General features: G+C 66.9%; 21 protein-coding genes. 12 read left to right on the forward strand and 9 right to left on the reverse strand.

Annotation, left to right across the window (positions count from 1 at the left end; all coding sequences use genetic code 11):
• Positions 1 to 79: 79 nt before the first annotated feature.
• Positions 80 to 853 carry an alpha/beta fold hydrolase gene (locus AB0876_RS16105; RefSeq protein WP_526042403.1) on the forward strand — a complete coding sequence of 258 codons (774 nt, stop codon included), beginning with the start codon at positions 80 to 82 and terminating at the stop codon, positions 851 to 853.
• Position 854: 1 nt separating this feature from the next.
• Positions 855 to 1,151, forward strand: coding sequence for an MGMT family protein (locus AB0876_RS16110; protein WP_526042404.1), 297 nt, complete (start codon positions 855 to 857; stop codon positions 1,149 to 1,151).
• 76 nt (positions 1,152 to 1,227) lie between these two features.
• Here the strand turns inward: AB0876_RS16110 and AB0876_RS16115 are convergent, their stop codons facing one another.
• The 3 genes from AB0876_RS16115 to AB0876_RS16125 all read right to left on the reverse strand — a co-directional run bounded on the left by AB0876_RS16115 (position 1,228) and on the right by AB0876_RS16125 (position 4,522).
• The gene (locus AB0876_RS16115) at positions 1,228 to 2,082 is read right to left on the reverse strand and encodes a TIGR02569 family protein (protein WP_055112101.1); all 855 of its coding nucleotides are present in this window, start codon (positions 2,080 to 2,082) and stop codon (positions 1,228 to 1,230) included.
• 36 nt (positions 2,083 to 2,118) lie between these two features.
• On the reverse strand, positions 2,119 to 3,297 hold the full coding sequence (moeZ, locus tag AB0876_RS16120) for an adenylyltransferase/sulfurtransferase MoeZ (RefSeq protein ID WP_526042758.1): 1,179 nt from the start codon (positions 3,295 to 3,297) through the stop codon (positions 2,119 to 2,121).
• A gap of 187 nt (positions 3,298 to 3,484) precedes the next feature.
• Complete coding sequence (locus AB0876_RS16125; RefSeq protein WP_491838277.1) at positions 3,485 to 4,522, reverse strand: DUF3152 domain-containing protein; 1,038 nt, start codon at positions 4,520 to 4,522, stop codon at positions 3,485 to 3,487.
• Between the two features lie 199 nt (positions 4,523 to 4,721).
• Here AB0876_RS16125 and fasR point away from each other — a divergent pair, with 199 nt between their 5' ends.
• Positions 4,722 to 5,378: an HTH-type transcriptional activator FasR gene (gene fasR, locus AB0876_RS16130; protein ID WP_055119841.1), complete on the forward strand. Its 657-nt coding sequence runs from the start codon at positions 4,722 to 4,724 to the stop codon at positions 5,376 to 5,378.
• 3 nt (positions 5,379 to 5,381) lie between these two features.
• On the opposite strand, the gene AB0876_RS16135 is transcribed toward fasR, so the two are convergent.
• The gene (locus AB0876_RS16135; protein WP_055112097.1) at positions 5,382 to 5,621 is read right to left on the reverse strand and encodes a DUF3107 domain-containing protein; all 240 of its coding nucleotides are present in this window, start codon (positions 5,619 to 5,621) and stop codon (positions 5,382 to 5,384) included.
• A gap of 231 nt (positions 5,622 to 5,852) precedes the next feature.
• On the opposite strand from AB0876_RS16135, the gene AB0876_RS16140 reads away from it, so the two are divergent.
• Entirely contained in the window at positions 5,853 to 6,629 is a 777-nt protein-coding gene (locus AB0876_RS16140) for an MmpS family transport accessory protein (protein ID WP_526042405.1), read from the forward strand.
• Positions 6,630 to 6,668: 39 nt separating this feature from the next.
• Here the strand turns inward: AB0876_RS16140 and AB0876_RS16145 are convergent, their stop codons facing one another.
• Positions 6,669 to 7,367 carry a ferritin-like fold-containing protein gene (locus tag AB0876_RS16145; RefSeq protein WP_055112093.1) on the reverse strand — a complete coding sequence of 233 codons (699 nt, stop codon included), beginning with the start codon at positions 7,365 to 7,367 and terminating at the stop codon, positions 6,669 to 6,671.
• A gap of 298 nt (positions 7,368 to 7,665) precedes the next feature.
• Here AB0876_RS16145 and AB0876_RS16150 point away from each other — a divergent pair, with 298 nt between their 5' ends.
• Positions 7,666 to 9,171 (forward strand): DEAD/DEAH box helicase, encoded by a 1,506-nt coding sequence (locus tag AB0876_RS16150; RefSeq protein ID WP_526042406.1) that lies wholly within the window; start codon positions 7,666 to 7,668, stop codon positions 9,169 to 9,171.
• 27 nt (positions 9,172 to 9,198) lie between these two features.
• The gene (locus AB0876_RS16155) at positions 9,199 to 10,425 is read left to right on the forward strand and encodes an Rv3212 family protein (protein ID WP_491838274.1); all 1,227 of its coding nucleotides are present in this window, start codon (positions 9,199 to 9,201) and stop codon (positions 10,423 to 10,425) included.
• 14 nt (positions 10,426 to 10,439) lie between these two features.
• Here the strand turns inward: AB0876_RS16155 and AB0876_RS16160 are convergent, their stop codons facing one another.
• Both AB0876_RS16160 and AB0876_RS16165 read right to left on the reverse strand, forming a co-directional pair.
• Positions 10,440 to 11,141 carry a PP2C family protein-serine/threonine phosphatase gene (locus AB0876_RS16160; protein ID WP_491838273.1) on the reverse strand — a complete coding sequence of 234 codons (702 nt, stop codon included), beginning with the start codon at positions 11,139 to 11,141 and terminating at the stop codon, positions 10,440 to 10,442.
• A gap of 185 nt (positions 11,142 to 11,326) precedes the next feature.
• A complete protein-coding gene (locus AB0876_RS16165; protein WP_055112086.1) occupies positions 11,327 to 12,154 on the reverse strand; it encodes a ParA family protein in 828 nt (275 codons plus the stop codon).
• A 28-nt stretch (positions 12,155 to 12,182) separates the two neighbouring features.
• Between AB0876_RS16165 and AB0876_RS16170 the strand changes: the two genes are divergently transcribed.
• The 3 genes from AB0876_RS16170 to AB0876_RS16180 are packed head-to-tail and all read left to right on the forward strand — an operon-like array spanning position 12,183 to position 14,361.
• Positions 12,183 to 12,794 (forward strand): acid phosphatase, encoded by a 612-nt coding sequence (locus tag AB0876_RS16170; RefSeq protein WP_526042407.1) that lies wholly within the window; start codon positions 12,183 to 12,185, stop codon positions 12,792 to 12,794.
• Complete coding sequence (locus AB0876_RS16175; protein ID WP_526042408.1) at positions 12,779 to 13,876, forward strand: isochorismate synthase; 1,098 nt, start codon at positions 12,779 to 12,781, stop codon at positions 13,874 to 13,876. Before AB0876_RS16170 ends, AB0876_RS16175 begins: the two co-directional genes overlap by 16 nt.
• Positions 13,873 to 14,361, forward strand: coding sequence for a GNAT family N-acetyltransferase (locus AB0876_RS16180; protein ID WP_491838270.1), 489 nt, complete (start codon positions 13,873 to 13,875; stop codon positions 14,359 to 14,361). The genes AB0876_RS16175 and AB0876_RS16180 overlap by 4 nt, the downstream gene beginning before the upstream one ends.
• On the opposite strand, the gene AB0876_RS16185 is transcribed toward AB0876_RS16180, so the two are convergent.
• Both AB0876_RS16185 and aroQ read right to left on the reverse strand, forming a co-directional pair.
• Positions 14,358 to 14,735, reverse strand: a complete 378-nt coding sequence (locus AB0876_RS16185; RefSeq protein ID WP_491838269.1) for a hypothetical protein — start codon at positions 14,733 to 14,735, stop codon at positions 14,358 to 14,360. The genes AB0876_RS16180 and AB0876_RS16185 overlap by 4 nt on opposite strands.
• Positions 14,732 to 15,172 (reverse strand): type II 3-dehydroquinate dehydratase, encoded by a 441-nt coding sequence (gene aroQ / locus AB0876_RS16190; RefSeq protein WP_491838268.1) that lies wholly within the window; start codon positions 15,170 to 15,172, stop codon positions 14,732 to 14,734. The genes AB0876_RS16185 and aroQ overlap by 4 nt, the downstream gene beginning before the upstream one ends.
• 126 nt (positions 15,173 to 15,298) lie before the next feature.
• Between aroQ and AB0876_RS16195 the strand changes: the two genes are divergently transcribed.
• The 3 genes from AB0876_RS16195 (at position 15,299) to whiB1 (ending at position 17,196) form a co-directional block, all read left to right on the forward strand.
• A complete protein-coding gene (locus AB0876_RS16195) occupies positions 15,299 to 15,685 on the forward strand; it encodes a YchJ family metal-binding protein (RefSeq protein WP_526042409.1) in 387 nt (128 codons plus the stop codon).
• 35 nt (positions 15,686 to 15,720) lie between these two features.
• Positions 15,721 to 16,683 carry a diacylglycerol/lipid kinase family protein gene (locus tag AB0876_RS16200; protein ID WP_526042410.1) on the forward strand — a complete coding sequence of 321 codons (963 nt, stop codon included), beginning with the start codon at positions 15,721 to 15,723 and terminating at the stop codon, positions 16,681 to 16,683.
• A 258-nt stretch (positions 16,684 to 16,941) separates the two neighbouring features.
• Positions 16,942 to 17,196, forward strand: a complete 255-nt coding sequence (gene whiB1 / locus AB0876_RS16205) for a transcriptional regulator WhiB1 (RefSeq protein ID WP_003882795.1) — start codon at positions 16,942 to 16,944, stop codon at positions 17,194 to 17,196.
• The last annotated feature ends 20 nt before the right edge of the window (positions 17,197 to 17,216 follow it).

The following is a 17,216-nucleotide window of genomic DNA, read 5'->3' on the forward strand; positions in this document are numbered from 1 at the left end:
AGGCCCGACAAGTAGCGGAGCGGATTGGAGCGAAAGGCCCGACAAGTAACGGTGCCGCGACTCCTGGCAGCATGAACGGATGTCAGCCGACAAGTTGCACGTCCACCGTTACGGTCCCGCCGATCCGGCCCGTCTGTTGCTCGTCCACGGATTGACCGGACACGGGGAACGCTGGAAGACATTGGCCGAACAACACCTGCCCGAGGTGGCCGTGCTGGCGCCAGATCTGCTCGGGCACGGCCGCTCGTCGTGGGCCGCCCCGTGGACGCTCGACGCCAATGTCGAGGCCCTGGCATCGCTGTTGGACGGTCCGACGCTGGTGGCCGGGCATTCGTTCGGCGGTGCGGTGGCACTCAATCTCGCTGCCGCACATCCCGATCTGGTCAGCGGGCTGCTGCTGTTGGACCCTGCGGTCGAACTCGACGGCGAATGGATGCGTGACATCGCCGATTCCATGTTGGCCTCGCCCGACTATCCCGACCGCGCCGAGGCACGCGCGGAGAAGGCCAACGGTTCGTGGGGCGAGGTAGCACCGGATGAGTTGGACCGTGACCTCGACGAGCACCTCGTCGAACTACCCGGCGGCCGCTACGGGTGGCGGATCAGCATCCCGGCGATGATGTCGTATTGGAGCGAGCTGGCCCGCCCGGTTGCGCTGCCGCGCAAGGGCACACCCACGGTGCTGGTTCGCGCTACCCGCACCAGCCCGCCGTATGCGCGGGACGGTCTCATCGGCGCACTCAGCAGACAACTTGGCCCGGACTTCACCCTGCTGGATTGGGACTGCGATCACATGGTGGCCCAGGCCAAGCCCGCCGAGACCGCGAAGCTGATCCTCGAGCAACTGGGCTGACATGCCCGCCGTCACCGAGGAACAGGTGGAGACCGTGCGCGCACTGGTCGCCGCGATCCCGTCGGGCCGCGTCTGCACGTACGGCGACATCGCCGATGCCGCAGAGCTTTCCAGTCCGCGAATCGTCGGTTGGATCATGCGGACAGACTCCTCGGACCTGCCCTGGCACCGGGTGATCCCGGCATCGGGGCGCCCGGCCCCGCACCTGGCGACCCGGCAGTTGGAACGGCTGCGCGCCGAAGGGGTGCTCGCCGTCGACGGGCGGGTCCGCCTGACCGAGTACCGCCACCGGTTCTGACCGCGAACAGACACATAGGTACCCGGAAGTGGTCGAAACGGGGTACTGCCGCGTCTGCTTGCGGGAGAAAGGTGAGTTACAGGATCAGCCGGACCAGCGAGGCAGTGCGGGCCAGGCCCGGGAAGGCCGCGGCAGTCGACCGCGGGTGCAGCGCGTGAACGGCGAGGCGGAACATCAACGCCCGCAACAACATCTGCGGCCATTCGGGCAGTGACTGCCACCGCTCGACCAGCCCGTCGTCGGCGTCGCCCCAGGACAGTGCGTCGATCACCACGACCCCGGCAGCCCACGGGGCGGGGCGCCAGTACGGGGTGATGTCGGTGATTCCCGGCGCGGCCGTCCCGGCGAAAAGCACTGTGCCGTAAAGGTCACCGTGGACCAGTTGACTGGAGCTCTTGGTCGGCCTGCGCAGGCCGGCCAACTGATTGATCAGTTCGACCGAGCGCTGACCGTCTGACGAACCGGGCGAGACCCTCGCGCCGGGCGGCAACGAATGCAGCGGCCGGTCCTCCCAGGCCGCCCGGTCGGCGGCGATGAACACGTCGACGTCAGCCCATGGCGCGACGGGCGGTTGGGTGAGGAAGCGGGGCCGCTCCAGCTTCGCGGTGGCCTCGTGCAATCGCACTGCGGCCGACACCACCTCGTCGTGACGGGGCTCGGGAGTCCCGGCGACGAAGGTGTCGGCACGCCACCCGGCGACCACGTAGCGGCCGTCCGTCGAGCGGACCGGGCGGGCCAGCCGCACGCCGTCGATGAACAGCGATTCCCGCACCTTGGCCGACCACGCCGCACGGGCGTGCTCGGGCACCATCGACATCACAACCTCGCCGCAGCGCCAGCCACCCTCCCAGCCTGAGCCGAGCGGTACCGGGCGCACCCCGGACAGGCCGAACGCCGCCAGCACATGTTCCGGCGGCCGTTCCACACTCACAACCTCAGCCTAAGGTGTGGACCGGCAAACCAGCCGTCAGTACATCACCATGTCGGGCTCGAGTTGCTTGGCCCAGGCCACAATTCCGCCCTGCAGATGCACCGCGTCGGAGAAACCGGCCTGTTTGACGATGGCGAGCACCTCAGCGGAACGTATCCCGGTCTTGCAGTACAGCACCGGTGTCCGGTCCACCGGGAGCTTGGCCAGTGCGTCACCCGACTCGAACGTCGGCTTCGGGATCAGCTCGGCGCCCTCGATGTGATTGATATCCCACTCGACGGGCTCGCGGACATCGATCAGCGCCAACGGTTTCCCGGAATCGATGAGCTCCTTGAGCTCCAGCGGGGTGACCGTCGACCCGGCAGCGGCCTCCGCGGCGGCATCCGAAACCACACCGCAGAAGGCTTCGTAATCGATCAACTCGGTGATCTTGGGAGTCGCCGGGTCCTTGCGGATCCGGATGGTGCGGTAGGTCATGTCCAGCGCGTCATAGACCATCAGCCGGCCCAGCAGTGGCTCGCCGATGCCGGTGATGAGCTTGATTGCCTCGGTCCCCATCACCGACGCGATCGAGGCGCACAGGATGCCCAGCACGCCACCTTCGGCGCACGAGGGCACCATGCCCGGCGGCGGCGGCTCGGGATAGAGGTCGCGGTAGTTCAGGCCGAGACCGTCGGGAGCGTCCTCCCAGAACACCGATACCTGACCCTCGAACCGGTAGATCGAACCCCACACATAAGGCTTGCCTGCCAGCACCGCGGCATCGTTGACCAGGTAGCGGGTGGCGAAGTTGTCGGTGCCGTCGAGGATCAGGTCGTACTGGCTGAACAGCTCCACCGCATTGTCGGGTTCCAACCGGAACTCGTGCAGATTCACCGTCACCAGCGGGTTGATCTCCAGCACCGACTCCTTGGCGCTCTGCGCCTTGGATCGCCCGATGTCGGACTGACCGTGGATGATCTGCCGCTGCAGATTGGACTCGTCGACGACATCGAACTCGACGATGCCGATGGTGCCCACCCCGGCCGCGGCCAGGTACAGCAATGTCGGTGAACCGAGCCCACCGGCCCCGATCACCAGCACCTTGGCATTCTTCAGCCGCTTCTGCCCGATCACGCCGACATCCGGAATGATCAGGTGCCGGCTGTAGCGCGTCACTTCTTCGCGCGTCAGCTCGGCGGCCGGCTCGACCAACGGCGGTAACGACACGTCCAAATTCGCGGACACCGGATGTCTCCTCAGTTTCAGATGATCAGTTCATCGTCCCAGCTGCTCGTACCCACAACGGTAATCCGGTGCCGATGCTTCCCGTGCCCCGCCCACCGCGATCGCTCCGGCCACGTGTCCAGCCACCGATCTCGACGCCCGTGCCGCGCGGCGAATCCCACCACGGCGGCGGCGGTCAGGCGATCGGGTACGGCCAGGGATTGAACTTGCAGGTCAGACCATCGGCCGTGACAGTTCCGGGGTCGAACTTGGCGGCATCGTCATTCGAGGTGGAGAACGTCTGCTGCATCATGATCGGCGCCAGCTTCCCGTTGGCTTCACAGGCTTCATGGCGCTGGTACCCGATGGCGTGACCAACCTCATGGTTGATCAGGTACTGGCGGTAGGACCCGATGTCCCCCTGGAACGGCACCGCACCGCGCACCCAACGAGCCTCGTTGACGAAGACGCGGGGCTGATGCCCGTCGTACGACGGGTTGTAGCAGGACGATTCCAGCTCGATGTCGTAGCCACAGCCCTCCCGGACCGTCATCGGAGAGGTCAGCGACACCCGGAAATCGGGTTCGACACCGCTGGTCTCATCGACCCGGGTGAAGGCGAACAGCCCGTTGTGCGTCCAGCTCTTCGGATTGGCCAGGGTCTCGCTGACCATCCGGGCAAAACCGTCGTCACCTCCGAACGCGGTGGTGTCGACTCCGTCCTCGACCTCGACGCTGTAGGTGAACGACTTCGTGGTGCCCTGGCCGATCTTGGGAGTGGTGCCCGGCACGATCCGCCAGGTCCGGGCGCCGGCCTCGGTGAACTGGCCGCCGGCGGGCAGGATCCCGGTGGGCAGGTTCGCGTCGAACTGGGTCAGGCCCTTGGGCGGCGCGCCGATGATCGAGGTGCTGGCCACATCGATCGTGGGAGGGCCCTGCACCGGGCCCTCCTCTTCCTGCGCGGAGTGCGGCGCGCTGGTGCCGGTGATCGTCTGGTACATGACCACCACGGTCAGCACGATGAGGACCGGCAGCGCATACGCGCGCCAGCCGTAGGTGGACACGAAGCGGCCGATCCACGTCTGCTTACGCCACTGCTGGTGGTCGTCGCGGTTGGATCTGGCTCGTCCTGAATCGGAGGCAATCGGATCTCGCTGAGCGCGTAGCGGCTCCCGCCACTCGTTGCGCAGCGCCGGGACACGGCCACCCCCGCGACGTCCCGGGTCGTAGGTCACCGGACCAGAATGGCACAGAGTCCTGTGGATGGGTTCGGAGCGCAGCTATGCCGTGACCTCGCCGGTGTCATTTCGAAATCCATGCCGTTTCGCATCGCCCGCACGACGGCAGTGACGAGTCACGGTAGTAGTGTCGGTGCGATCAGCGGCTCGGATGAACATGTCCAAGTGCGCCAGAGCAATACAGATTGAGGACCTGATGAGCGATCTCGCCAACACCGCCGAGAGGAGAGGCGACAAGCCTGCGACCGGTGGTCGACGCGGCAACCGCCTGCCTCGTGATGAGCGGCGCGGACAGCTGTTGGCAGCCGCCAGCGAGGTATTCGTCGAACGCGGATACCACGCGGCAGGGATGGATGAGATCGCCGAACGCGCGGGTGTGAGCAAACCCGTTCTGTATCAACACTTCTCGTCGAAGCTCGAGCTGTACCTGGCAGTGCTGCAGCGCCATGTCGACAACCTGGTGTCCGGCGTGCGCCAGGCCTTGCGCACCACGACCGACAACCGGCAGCGGCTGCGTGCCGCGGTCGAGGCGTTCTTCGATTTCATCGAGCACGACAGCCAGGGGTACCGGCTGATTTTCGAGAATGACTACGTCAGCGAGCCGCAGGTGGCGGCTCAGGTGAAGGTGGCAACCGAGGCCTGCACCGATGCGGTGTTCGATCTGATCAGCCGCGATTCCGGTCTGGAGGCGCACCGCGCCAGGATGATCGCGGTCGGACTGGTGGCCATCAGCGTCGACTCGGCGCGGTACTGGCTGACCAATGAACGGCCGATCGACCGGAATACCGCCGTGGACGGCACGGTGCAGTTCGCCTGGGGCGGACTGTCACACGTGCCACTCACGCGGTCGTAGAACTCAGGCGGATTCCGCCCCCACGCCGAAACCGACCCGACGCACGTCGGCGGCGCCGATCTCCACATAGGCGATCCGGCTGTTCTGCACCAGGAATCGCCGTCCCTTCTCATCGGTCAACGCCAGCACACCCGAATCCTTGGCGAGTGCGTCGGTGACCTGCTGCTCCACCTCGGTGGGTGTCTGCGCGCTGTTGAAGGTGAGCTCGCGCGGGCTGTCCGTGACACCGATTTTGACCTCCACGCTGGACCCTTCTTTCTTTCTCACAACGTTTGTCGACTTCCCTGAGCAGGCTAGTGGACGGTCGGACCCGCCTGCCGCGAGCGGGGCTGGACAAGAGGTACGCCGTGCGCGAAACACAGATACCGAACCGAGTCCGGACCGTGACCGACACGCACCGAACTCAACCTCATCTGTCACTTTCGTCTCGATAGCATCAGTTTCGATATTGGACGAGACGACTGGGACAGCCGCATGACCAGGCACTATTCGCCGTATGACACCACTCCGACCGAGCGCTTCGGGGATCACCCGTATGAGTCGGGCGGGTACTCCGGCCATACCTCGGCCGGCTACAACTACAGCCCAGAGTCGGACCATTCGGTCGATTACGACGCCGACTACGACGACTACGACGACGAGGTCACGTTCTACGAGGACCCCATCGACCGGCGCTGGATCTGGGTGGCCGCTGTGGCCGGCGCGATCCTGTTGATCGCGGTGATCTGCACCGTGGTGATCCTCGGCGGCGGGGACAGCGGTTCGGTGTCGGCCACGCTGACCTCACCGGCGGCCCAGCCGACACAGACCACCCAACCGGCCCAGGACGCCACCTCCAAGCCGGTCCCGCCGCGCGCAGCACCGACGGCGCCGCTGTCCCCCGAAACCGTGACCACGGTGACGCCGTCACCCAGTGCCACCGCGGCGCCTGCGCCCGTCGCCCCGCCGGCCGAGGCGGCCCCACCCGCAGCCGCCGTGAGTCCGAACACCATCACCTACCGGGTGACCGGCAACCGGCAGCTCATCGACCTGGTGACCATCGTCTACACCGACGCGCAGGGCGCCCTGCAGACCGACATCAACGTCGCGCTGCCCTGGGCCAAGACCGTCGTGCTCAACCCCGGCGTCACGCTCAAGTCGGTGACCGCGACCAGCGTCGCGGGTCAGCTCAACTGCTCGATCACCGACGCGGCGGGCGGCGTGATCATGGCGCAGAACAACAACACGATGATCACCACCTGCACGCAGTAGAGACAGAACCTCTCAGCGGCGACTGGGTCTGGCGGATATCTACGCCAGGCCCAGTTCCTGCATCCGGGACTGATGGGTGTTCTGCAGCCTGCCGAAGAACTCGGCCAGCTGGGTCAGGCCCTCGCCGCTCGACATCACCAGGTCGACCAGTTCGTCGTGATCGGCCAGCACGAACTGCGCCTGGGTGACGGCCTCACCGAGCAGTCGACGCGCCCACAGCGCCAGTCGGTGCCGCTGGCGATCGCTGGCAGTCACCGCCGCGCGCACCTCGGCGACCACGAACTGCGAATGCCCGGTTTCGGACAGCACCGCGCGCACCACTTTGGCCACCTGCTCGGGTAACGCGTCAGCGATCTCCAGGTAGAAATCCGCCGCCAGCGCATCACCGATGTAGGTCTTGACCAACGCCTCCAGCCAGGTGCTCGGCGTAGTCATCCGGTGGTAGTTCTCCAGCACCGAGGCGTATTTCGTCATCGCCGAAACGACGTCAACTCCCCTGTGCTCCAACGCATCCCGAAGCAATTCGTAGTGACCCATCTCCGCAGCGGCCATGCTCGCCATGTTGATCCGGCCACGCAGGTTCGGCGCCATACGCGCCTCTTCGGTAAGCCGGTAGAACGCCGCGACCTCGCCGTAGGCCAGCACCGCGAACAACTCGTTGACCCCGGGATGATCCGCCGTCACGCCCGAATCGACCGGTTCTGCGATCCGTTCCGCGGCAGGCTGAGGCGAATTCATGAAGCCAACTCTAGACGCCGTCGGGAGACCTGGATCGGCTGGCAAATCGGTCCACATCCCGCGACCAGCTACAATGGCAGACGGTAACGGCTTCGAGCCGACTGTTTCAGCGCCCGAACCGCTACCAGGAAATGTGCGTGCACGCAGTTGGCCCGCCCTGTGGAGCTGGGCCCAGCGGATCGGCAGCGCCGATGGATACGACCCGTATCCGGTGAACCCGACCGTTGTTTCATCGTCAAAACTCCGTGTGCGCTGGATGCCCGTGAGGTTTGACAGTGAAAGGCCACCTCTTCCAACCATGACTCATGTAAATAAAACGTTTGCCGAGCTCGGCGTCCGCGACGAAATCGTCCGCGCCCTCCGTGAGACCGGTATCGAACACCCCTTTGCCATCCAGGAACTGACCCTCCCGCTCGCGCTTGCCGGCGACGATCTGATCGGTCAGGCCCGCACCGGTATGGGCAAGACCTACGCCTTCGGTGTCCCGCTGCTGCATCGCATCTCCACCGACGAGACCCGCCCGCTCAACGGCACCCCCCGTGCCCTGATCGTCGTGCCCACCCGTGAGCTCTGCATTCAGGTCTATGGCGACCTCGCCGGAGCGGCCAAGTACGTCACCACGGGCGATCGCAAATTCTCCGTGACCTCGATCTACGGCGGCCGTCCCTACGAGCCCCAGATCGAAGCGCTGCGCAAGGGCGTCGACGTCGTCGTCGGCACCCCGGGCCGCCTGCTCGACCTGGCCCAGCAGGGGCACCTCCAGCTCGGCGGACTGTCCGTGCTCGTGCTCGACGAAGCCGACGAGATGCTGGACCTGGGCTTCCTGCCCGACATCGAGCGCATCCTGCGGCTGACCCCGGACGATCGTCAGTCGATGCTGTTCTCGGCCACCATGCCCGACCCGATCATCACGCTGGCCCGCACGTTCATGAACCAGCCGACTCACATCCGGGCCGAGGCCCCGCACTCGGCGGCCACCCACGACACCACCGAGCAGTTCGCCTATCGGGCCCACGCTCTGGACAAGTCCGAGCTGGTGAGCCGGATCCTGCAGGCCGAGGGCCGCGGCGCCACGATGATCTTCACCCGCACCAAGCGCACCGCACAGAAGGTGTCCGACGAGCTCGCCGAGCGTGGATTCAAGGTCGACGCCGTGCACGGCGATCTCGGCCAGGGTGCCCGCGAGAAGGCACTCAAGTCGTTCCGCAGCGGCGCCGTCGACGTGCTGGTCGCGACCGACGTCGCGGCACGGGGTATTGACATCGACGACGTCACACACGTCATCAACTACCAGTGCCCCGAGGACGAGCAGGCCTACGTGCACCGCATCGGACGCACCGGCCGCGCCGGCAAGACCGGTGTCGCCATCACCCTGGTCGACTGGGACGAACTGGGCCGGTGGGAAACGATCGACAAGGCGCTGGGCCTGAACTGCCCCGATCCGGCAGAGACCTATTCCAGCTCACCGCATATCTACGAAGAGCTGGGCATCCCGACCGACGCCACGGGCACCATCGGCGAGCCCGTCAAGGCCAAGGCCAAGGCCAAGCGCAGCCCCGACGAGAAGCGCATCTCCTCGGCCGACTCCGAGGGCCGGCCGGCCAAGACCCGGACCCGCAACCGTCGGCGTACCCGCGGCGGCGAGGCGGCCTCCGGTCACCCCGAAGGCGCCGCCCCGGCAGCCGAGAGCACCGATTCCGCACCGGTCACCGACTCGGAGGACACCGCCGGCGATGCATCGTCCGCCGGACGACGTCGACGTCGGCGCCGCCCCCGGAAGACCGAGACCGCCACGGCCGGCTGACCGGCGCACGCCAGACAAGACCGGTCAGTGGTCAAACCCGAACGCCGCACCCGCGGCGACATGGCCGCCGCGGCGGCAATCGTCGCGATCGTCGCGCTGGCGGCCGGCCTGATCTGGTGGACGAGTGACGCCCGGGCCACCATCAGCAGACCGGCTGCAGCGCCCGTTCCCTACCTGACGCCGGCCCACGAGGTACCGGCCGGGCTGCAGCAGTTGTGGACCGCCGACAGCCCTCGGACCACCGAACCCGTGCTCGCCGGCGGATCGGTGGTGACCGCCGAGGGTTCCACCGTCGAAGGCCGTGACCCCGCCAGTGGCGCCGTGCTGTGGAGCTACGCCCGCGACCTCGAACTGTGCGGTGTGACGGCGGTGTACCAGTACGCGGTCGCGGTGTATCCCGATGTCCGCGGCTGCGGACAGGTCAGCACCGTCGACGGCAAGACCGGCAGGCGCGGGCCTGCCCGCACCGCCTACGCCGACCCCGAAGTTCAGCTGACGTCCGACGGCTCCACGGTGCTCTCGGCCGGGGACAGTCGACTTGAGCTGTGGCGCTCGGACATGGTCCGGATGCTGTCCTATGGTGCGCTGGACGCCCGCATCAAGCCCGACGTGCCGGCATCACCGGTATGCCGCCAGCTGTCGGCAGCAGCGAATTCCTCGGCCGTGTCGGTGCTGGAATCGTGCCCGAAGAGCAAGTTCATCCGGCTGACGCTGCTGCGCCCAGCCGACGAAGAAGACACTCCCGAAGTGCGCTACGTCGAACTGCAGGACATCACCGACGAGTCCGGGGCCAAGGTGATCGCGGTGTCCGGCACCACGACCGCGGTGTATCTGCCCACACCGAGGCCGATGGTCAACGTCATCGACGAGACCGGAAAGACGCTTGCCAGCCTGCCGCTGGCCAAGCCTGCGGCGCCGCAGTCGACGACCACCCGAGCCGGGGATCTGATCACCTGGTGGACCGGCGACTCGGTTCTGGTGTTCAGCACCAACGGAGGGTCCGGCCTTCAGTACAAGTTCACCGTCAGCCCGTCGGGGCCGCATCTTCCGGTCGGGCCCGCCACGGTGATGGCCGGTCGGTTATTGGTTCCGGTCAGCGACGGTTACGACGTCTTCGACCAGGAGACCGGAGCCGGCCAGCGGCACATCGCACTGCCGCGTAGCCCCAGCGTGTCGCCGGTGGTGCCGGTGGCGGCCGGTGACACCGTGCTCGAACAGCGCGGCACGCAACTGGTGGCCCTCGGCGCGAACTGAACCGGACGTCCGGCTCAGCCGATATCGATCACGATCACCGTGGTGTTGTCGCTGCCGCCGGCGTCGTTGGCGACCTGGACCAGCCGCTGCGCAACGACCTCGGGGTCGTCCTCTGCGGCGGCGTCGACGATGTCGGCATCATCCGCACCGGCGAACAATCCGTCACTGCTGATCAACAGCCGGTCTCCCGGACGACACTCCAGATCGAACAGATCGGGCCGGATGGCGGGGCCGATACCGAGCGCCCGGGTCAGCAGATGCCGGTGCGGGTGGAAGCGGGCCTCTTCACGGGTGATCTCACCGGCCCGCACCAGCTCTCCGGAAACACTGTGATCGTTGGTCAGCTGACTCATCGCGCCCTCGCGGATCAGGTTGAGCGGCGAATCCCCGATGTTGATGGCCAGCGGCCCGCCCTGCTCGTCGCCGAAGAACGCCACCACGGTCAGCGTGGCACCCGAACTGGTACCCGACGCGCTGACATGCGCGAAAACCTGTTCATTGGCCTGCTGGACCGCCCCGATCAGGCCGTCGCGGTCGGGCGCGGCGGTGAAGCCTGCGGCGAGCGCCTCCACCGCGATCCGGCTGGCGTGGTCACCTTCGGGTCCGAAACCGTCGGCCACCGCGTACAGAATGCCGTCGGCGAGCAGCGAATCCTGGTTGCTCTCCCGCACCGGGCCCTGGTCGGTGGCCGTCGCGGACCGTAGCACCGAAGCCATGGAGTTCGTCCTCTCGTCGCTCCGGCGACCCCCTGCCACCGGAAAAGGCACTGTTCACCGAGCCGCCCGTTGCTGACCGGTACCTCCGGTCGGAATAGGGCGATCCCCGCGACAGGCATGCGTGCTCCGCGGAGCAACCTCGCCGTGCGCGCCTGGGCAACCTGGTCTGTCCATGGGACTGCTCCCTACACCACCTCAGGTGCGAAGGTCGGCAGCTTCTTGCCGGACTTCCAGTGTTTGAGCAGGGCCTGGGCCAGCTCACGATAGGCCAGCCCGCCCTTGCTCTTGCGGCCGGCCAGCACCGAGGATCCCGATGCGCTGGCCTCGGCGAACCGCACGGTGCGCGGAATCGGCGGAGCCAGTACGGGCAGTTCGTACCGGTCAGCGACATCCAGCAGCACGTCACGGCTGTGCGTGGTGCGCGAATCGTAGAGCGTCGGCAGCGCGCCGAGCAGTGCCAGCTCGGGGTTGGTGATCTGCTGTACGTCGGAGATCGTGCGCAGGAACTGGCCCACGCCGCGGTGGGCCAGGGTCTCGCACTGCAACGGCACGATCACCTCGTTCGCGGCCGTCAGACCGTTGAGCGTCAACACGCCCAGAGATGGCGGGCAGTCGATGATCACCACGTCGAAATCGTCGGAAACCTTGGCCAAGGCCCGTTTGAGCGCATACTCCCGCCCGGCCCGCATCAGCAGCATTGCTTCGGATCCAGCCAGATCGATGTTGGCCGGCAGCAGCGTCATCCCCTCGGCCGTCTCGACCAGCGCCGCCCCCGGCTCGACGTCGCCGAGCAATACCTCGTGTACCGACACCGGCAGCTTGTCCGGGTCGTGGCCCAATGAAAACGTCAGACAGCCTTGCGGATCCAGATCGACCAGCAGCACCCGCCGACCCTGCTCGGACATCGCCGCACCCAGCGACGCCACCGTCGTCGTCTTGGCTACCCCACCCTTTTGATTGGCGACCGCTAATACTCGCGTCACACCTTCATCCAAGCACGCTCCCGGCGGCATTGCCGGAACGTGCGGCAGAATCGCCGGTGTGAGCGACCGCCTGCACCGCCTGATCCTGCTTCGCCACGGCGAGACCGAATGGTCGGCTACCGGCAGGCACACCGGCCGCACCGAGCAGAATTTGACCGAAACCGGACGGGAGCAGGCCGTGCTGGCCCGCCCGGCACTCGCCGAGTTGCAGCTGACCGAGCCACTGGTGATCAGCAGCCCGCGGCGCCGCGCGCTGGACACCGCCGAACTGGCCGGACTGCATGTCGACGAGATCGACCCCGAGCTGTCCGAATGGGATTACGGCGACTATGAGGGACTGACCACACCTCAGATCCGCGAAAGCGTGCCCGACTGGCTGGTGTGGACACATGGCTGTCCCGGCGGCGAGAGCGTCGATCAGGTTTCCGCCCGTGCCGACCGCGCGATCGGCACGGCGCTGGATCATCTGGCCACCCGAGACGTGGTGTTCGTCGGGCACGGGCATTTCTCCCGGGCGATGTTGACCCGCTGGGCGGAACTGCCGGTGTCCGAAGGGATCCGGCTGTCGATGGTGCCGGCATCGCTGGCAGTCTGCGGATTCGAGCACGGTGTGCGTCAGATCACCGCGCTCGGGCTGACCGGTCACCCCAACCCGTGCCTGTCGCAGTGAACCCGTCGTTCGTGTTGGCCGGGCCGAAGGGCGCCGTCCTGGCCGAGGGGGTGCGCACCGGATTCGCCTATATCGCCGACGCCCAGGCCGCGCTGCGGTCGGGTACGCCAATAGTGCTGGGCGCGTTGCCATTCGATCCGGCCACACCGGCCGCGTTGTACGAACCCGATGCGGTCCGGTTCACCGATGTGCTCCCGGACTGGCCCGTGAATCCGTCCCCGACGGTGGTGGAGCGCGAAACCCTGCCACCGGGATCGGTGCACCGCGAGCGGGTGGCCGAGGCGATCCGGCGGCTGCAGGATCCGCAGATCCCGATCGACAAGGTGGTGCTGGCCCGCTCGCTGCGCCTGTCCACGGATTCCGCATGGGACGTCCGGACCGTGTTACGCCGACTGGCCGACGCCGACCCCGCCGCCACCGTCTACCTGGCCGATCTGTCTCCGGCGGGCGGCGCGAATGCCGGCACGGCCCTGGTGGGCGCGAGCCCCGAACTGTTGGTGGCGCGCGAGGGCGAGACGGTGATCTGCCAGCCCTTCGCCGGGTCGGCACCACGCTCGGCCGATCCTGCCGTGGACGCCGCCAACGCGACCGCGCTGGCGGCTTCGGCGAAGAACCGCCACGAGCACCAACTGGTGGTCGACATGATGCGTCGGGCGCTCGAGCCCTTGTGCGTCGAGCTGCAGATCGCCGAGGAACCACAGCTGCACGGCACCGACGCACTGTGGCACCTGAGCACCCCCGTGGTGGGCCGTCTTCGCGAAAAAGACACCACCGCAATCGATCTGGCACTCGCACTGCACCCCACCCCCGCGGTCGGCGGGGTGCCGACCGACCGCGCCGCCGCACTGATCGGCGAACTGGAGGGCGATCGCGGGTTCTACGCGGGCGCCGTGGGCTGGTGCGACAGCAGCGGCGACGGGCGCTGGGTGGTGTCGATCCGGTGTGCGGTGCTGTCCGCGGATCGATGCACGGCCCTGGCCAGCGCCGGCGGCGGTATCGTCGCCGAATCCGATCCCGACGACGAAGTCGACGAGACCACCACGAAATTCAGAACCATCCTGACTGGACTAGGGGCGACATGAGCGAGTTGATCCGCCGGGCGCGACCCGGCGACGAGGTCGAGATCACCGCGATGATCCGCGAGTTGGCCGAGTTCGAACGCGCCGCCGATGAGTGCACCGTCACCGAAACGCAGATGCACACAGCACTTTTCGGTGACCGACCGGTGGCCTATGCGCACATGCTGGAGGTCGACGGGCAGGTGGCCGCGACGGCGGTGTGGTTCCTGAACTTCTCCACCTGGGACGGCGTCGCCGGCCTCTATCTGGAGGACCTCTACGTGCGTCCGGCCTTCCGGCGCCGCGGACTGGCCCGAAAGCTGTTGTCCACCTTGGCCGCCGAATGCGTCGAACAGGGCTACACCCGGATGACCTGGGCGGTGCTGAACTGGAACGTCAACGCCATCGCACTGTATGACGCCGTGGGCGGCAAGCCGCAGACCGAGTGGACCACCTACCGAGTATCGGGACCAGAGCTTTCAGCACTGGCCGCCGAGCAGCGCGGCTAATCGCGTCGGGCGATCCAGTCCACCGAGGAGGGGCTGAACAGCAGACCCAGGGTGATCAGGGCGAGCAGCCCGACCAGCACGCCGTACACCACGTGGTGCGAGGTGATCACGTACCAGGCCACCGGCAGCAACAGCAGGTTGGCCAACACCGCGATCCCCCGGCCCCAATACCGCGCGGCGATCAGCGCCCAGCCACCCGCGAGCACCCCACCACCGATCAGCAGGAACCAGATCGCTGTGCCGTACCCGCTGACGATGTGCTGATCTGCACCGCCCAGCGCCCGCACCAGCAGCACGACCGCCATGACCAGCGCGGCGATCCCTTCGGCCGCGGTCAGAAAACCTGCGTACCGGATGGCGGGAGGCTGGATCACGACTCCCGCTCCGCCAGGTACCGCACCGCGTATTCGTAGCCGGCCGGACCCGCGCCGGCGATGACGACCTCGGCGACTGCCGAGACGTACGAGTGATGCCGGAACGCCTCGCGAGTGTGGATGTTGCTCAGGTGAACCTCGACCACCGGCAGTTCGGCGGCGCTGAGCGCATCGCGGATCGCCACCGAGGTGTGGCTGTAGGCCGCCGGATTGATGATGATGCCGACGCAGTCCTGCCGGGCCGCCTGAATGGCGTCGACGAGCGCACCCTCGTGGTTGCTCTGCACGGCGCGGACCTCGAAGCCGAACTCGGCCGCCAGGTCGGCCACCCGCTGCTCGATCTGGGCCAGCGTGGTGGAGCCGTAGATCTCGGGCTGCCGGGTGCCCAGCATGTTGAGATTCGGTCCGTTGACGAGCAGTAATCGGCGTGCGGTCACGTCCTGTACGGTACCGACGCCCGCGTGGTTTTCGACGTCCAGATCGACGTCAGGGTCGTGAGCGGGCAGAAAACACAGCCCTCACGTCGATCTCGGCGCCCAGGACCGCCCGGAATACTTGCCTACGTGACCGACCAACCCTGCCCGTGCGGCACCGGCCTGGCCTACGCCGACTGCTGCGGGCCGCTGCACACCGGTACGCAGCAGGCCCCCACGGCCGTTGCCCTGATGCGGTCCCGGTTCAGCGCGTTCGCCGTCGGCGACGTCGACTACCTGTTGACCTCCTGGCATCCCGACACCCGCCCCGCCGACCTGTCCCTCGACGGGGACATCGTGTGGCGGCGGTTGCAGATCGTCGACACAAAGTCGGGAGGCGAAGACGACACCGAAGGCGTGGTCGAGTTCCGCGCCCAGTACGTCCACGACGGCAGCCGGCACATCCTGCATGAACGGAGCCGTTTCGAGCGGGTCGGCGGCCGGTGGCGCTACCTGGATGGACAGATTCACGAATAACTGCCGTACACCTTGCCCGGTTAGGCTCATGCCCCGTGCGTGCCGTGCTGATCGTCAATCCGAACGCGACCTCGACCACCCCGGCCGGGCGTGACCTGCTCGCCCACGCGCTGGAAAGTCGGGTGACGCTGACCGTCGAACACACCAATCATCGAGGTCACGCCATCGAGATCGCCCGCGATGCCGCACGTGACGGTGTGGACGTGCTGATCGTGCACGGTGGAGACGGCACGGTCAACGAAGTCGTCAACGGCCTGCTCGGCGACTGTGGAACCCGTCCCGACGCCGCCCTGGCGCCCGCGGTCGCCGTCGTGCCCGGCGGTTCGGCCAACGTCTTCGCCCGGGCGCTGGGCATCAGCCCCGATCCCATCGAGGCCACCAACCAACTCGTCGACCTCCTCGGCGGCTACCGGATGGGACGCCCGTGGCGCCGCATCGGCCTGATGGACTGCGGCGAGCGCTGGGGCGTGTTCACCGCCGGGATGGGCGTGGACGGCGACGTGGTGGCGGCGGTGGAGGCCCAGCGTGCGAAGGGACGCAAGGTCACCGCATCCCGCTACATCCGGGTGGCTGTGCGGGAGTTCCTGACGACCGCACGCCGGGAACCGACGTTGACGCTGCATCTGCCGGGCGCCGACCCGATTGCCGGGGTGCACTTCGCGTTCGTGTCGAACTCCAGCCCCTGGACGTATGCGAACAGCCGCCCGGTGTGGACGAACCCCGAAACCACGTTCGACACCGGCTTGGGAGTGTTCGCCACCACGAGCATGAACATCTGGTCGAATCTGCGTCTGGTCCGGCAGATGGTGGCCCGCAAGCCCCGCCTCGAGGCCAAGCACCTGATCCGCGACGACAACGTCTCATCGGTCACCGTGACGAGCAACACGCCTGCCGCCTGCCAGATTGACGGAGATTACATCGGCACGCGCGAAACCATGACGTTCACGTCGGTTCCCGAGGCGCTCAGCGTCGTCGCACCGACGAATAAAAGTGATTGACCTGCGCAAACACACCGCCTAGGGTGGAATTAGGGCGCAGCTAGATCCAGAGTGTAGTACACAGGAGTGAGGGTTCTGGTCACCGCCCCACCCAGTGACATTGCCCACGTGTTAACTCAATGCTATTGACATCTGTTCAGCCTGTGAAAGCATCAATGCAACAGTGCAGAAACATTCGTGTGCACGCGTTAACAGCCGAAGAAAATCTGGTGCGCTTTGCCGCGCACACATGACATGTCTAACGAGGAGTTTGATCTTATGGATTGGCGCCACAAGGCCGTCTGTCGCGACGAAGATCCGGAGCTGTTCTTCCCCGTGGGAAACAGTGGCCCGGCGCTTGCTCAGATCGCCGACGCGAAGCTGGTCTGCAACCGTTGCCCTGTAACCACTGAGTGCCTCACCTGGGCCTTGGACTCCGGCCAGGACGCCGGCGTGTGGGGCGGGATGAGCGAGGACGAGCGTCGTGCGCTCAAGCGTCGCAACGCCCGCACCAAAGCCCGCACCGGAGTCTGACCTTTCGGTTCAGATCACGA

The organism is Mycobacterium sp. NPDC049093 (assembly GCF_040704635.1).
Classification (GTDB): Bacteria; Actinomycetota; Actinomycetes; order Mycobacteriales; family Mycobacteriaceae; genus Mycobacterium.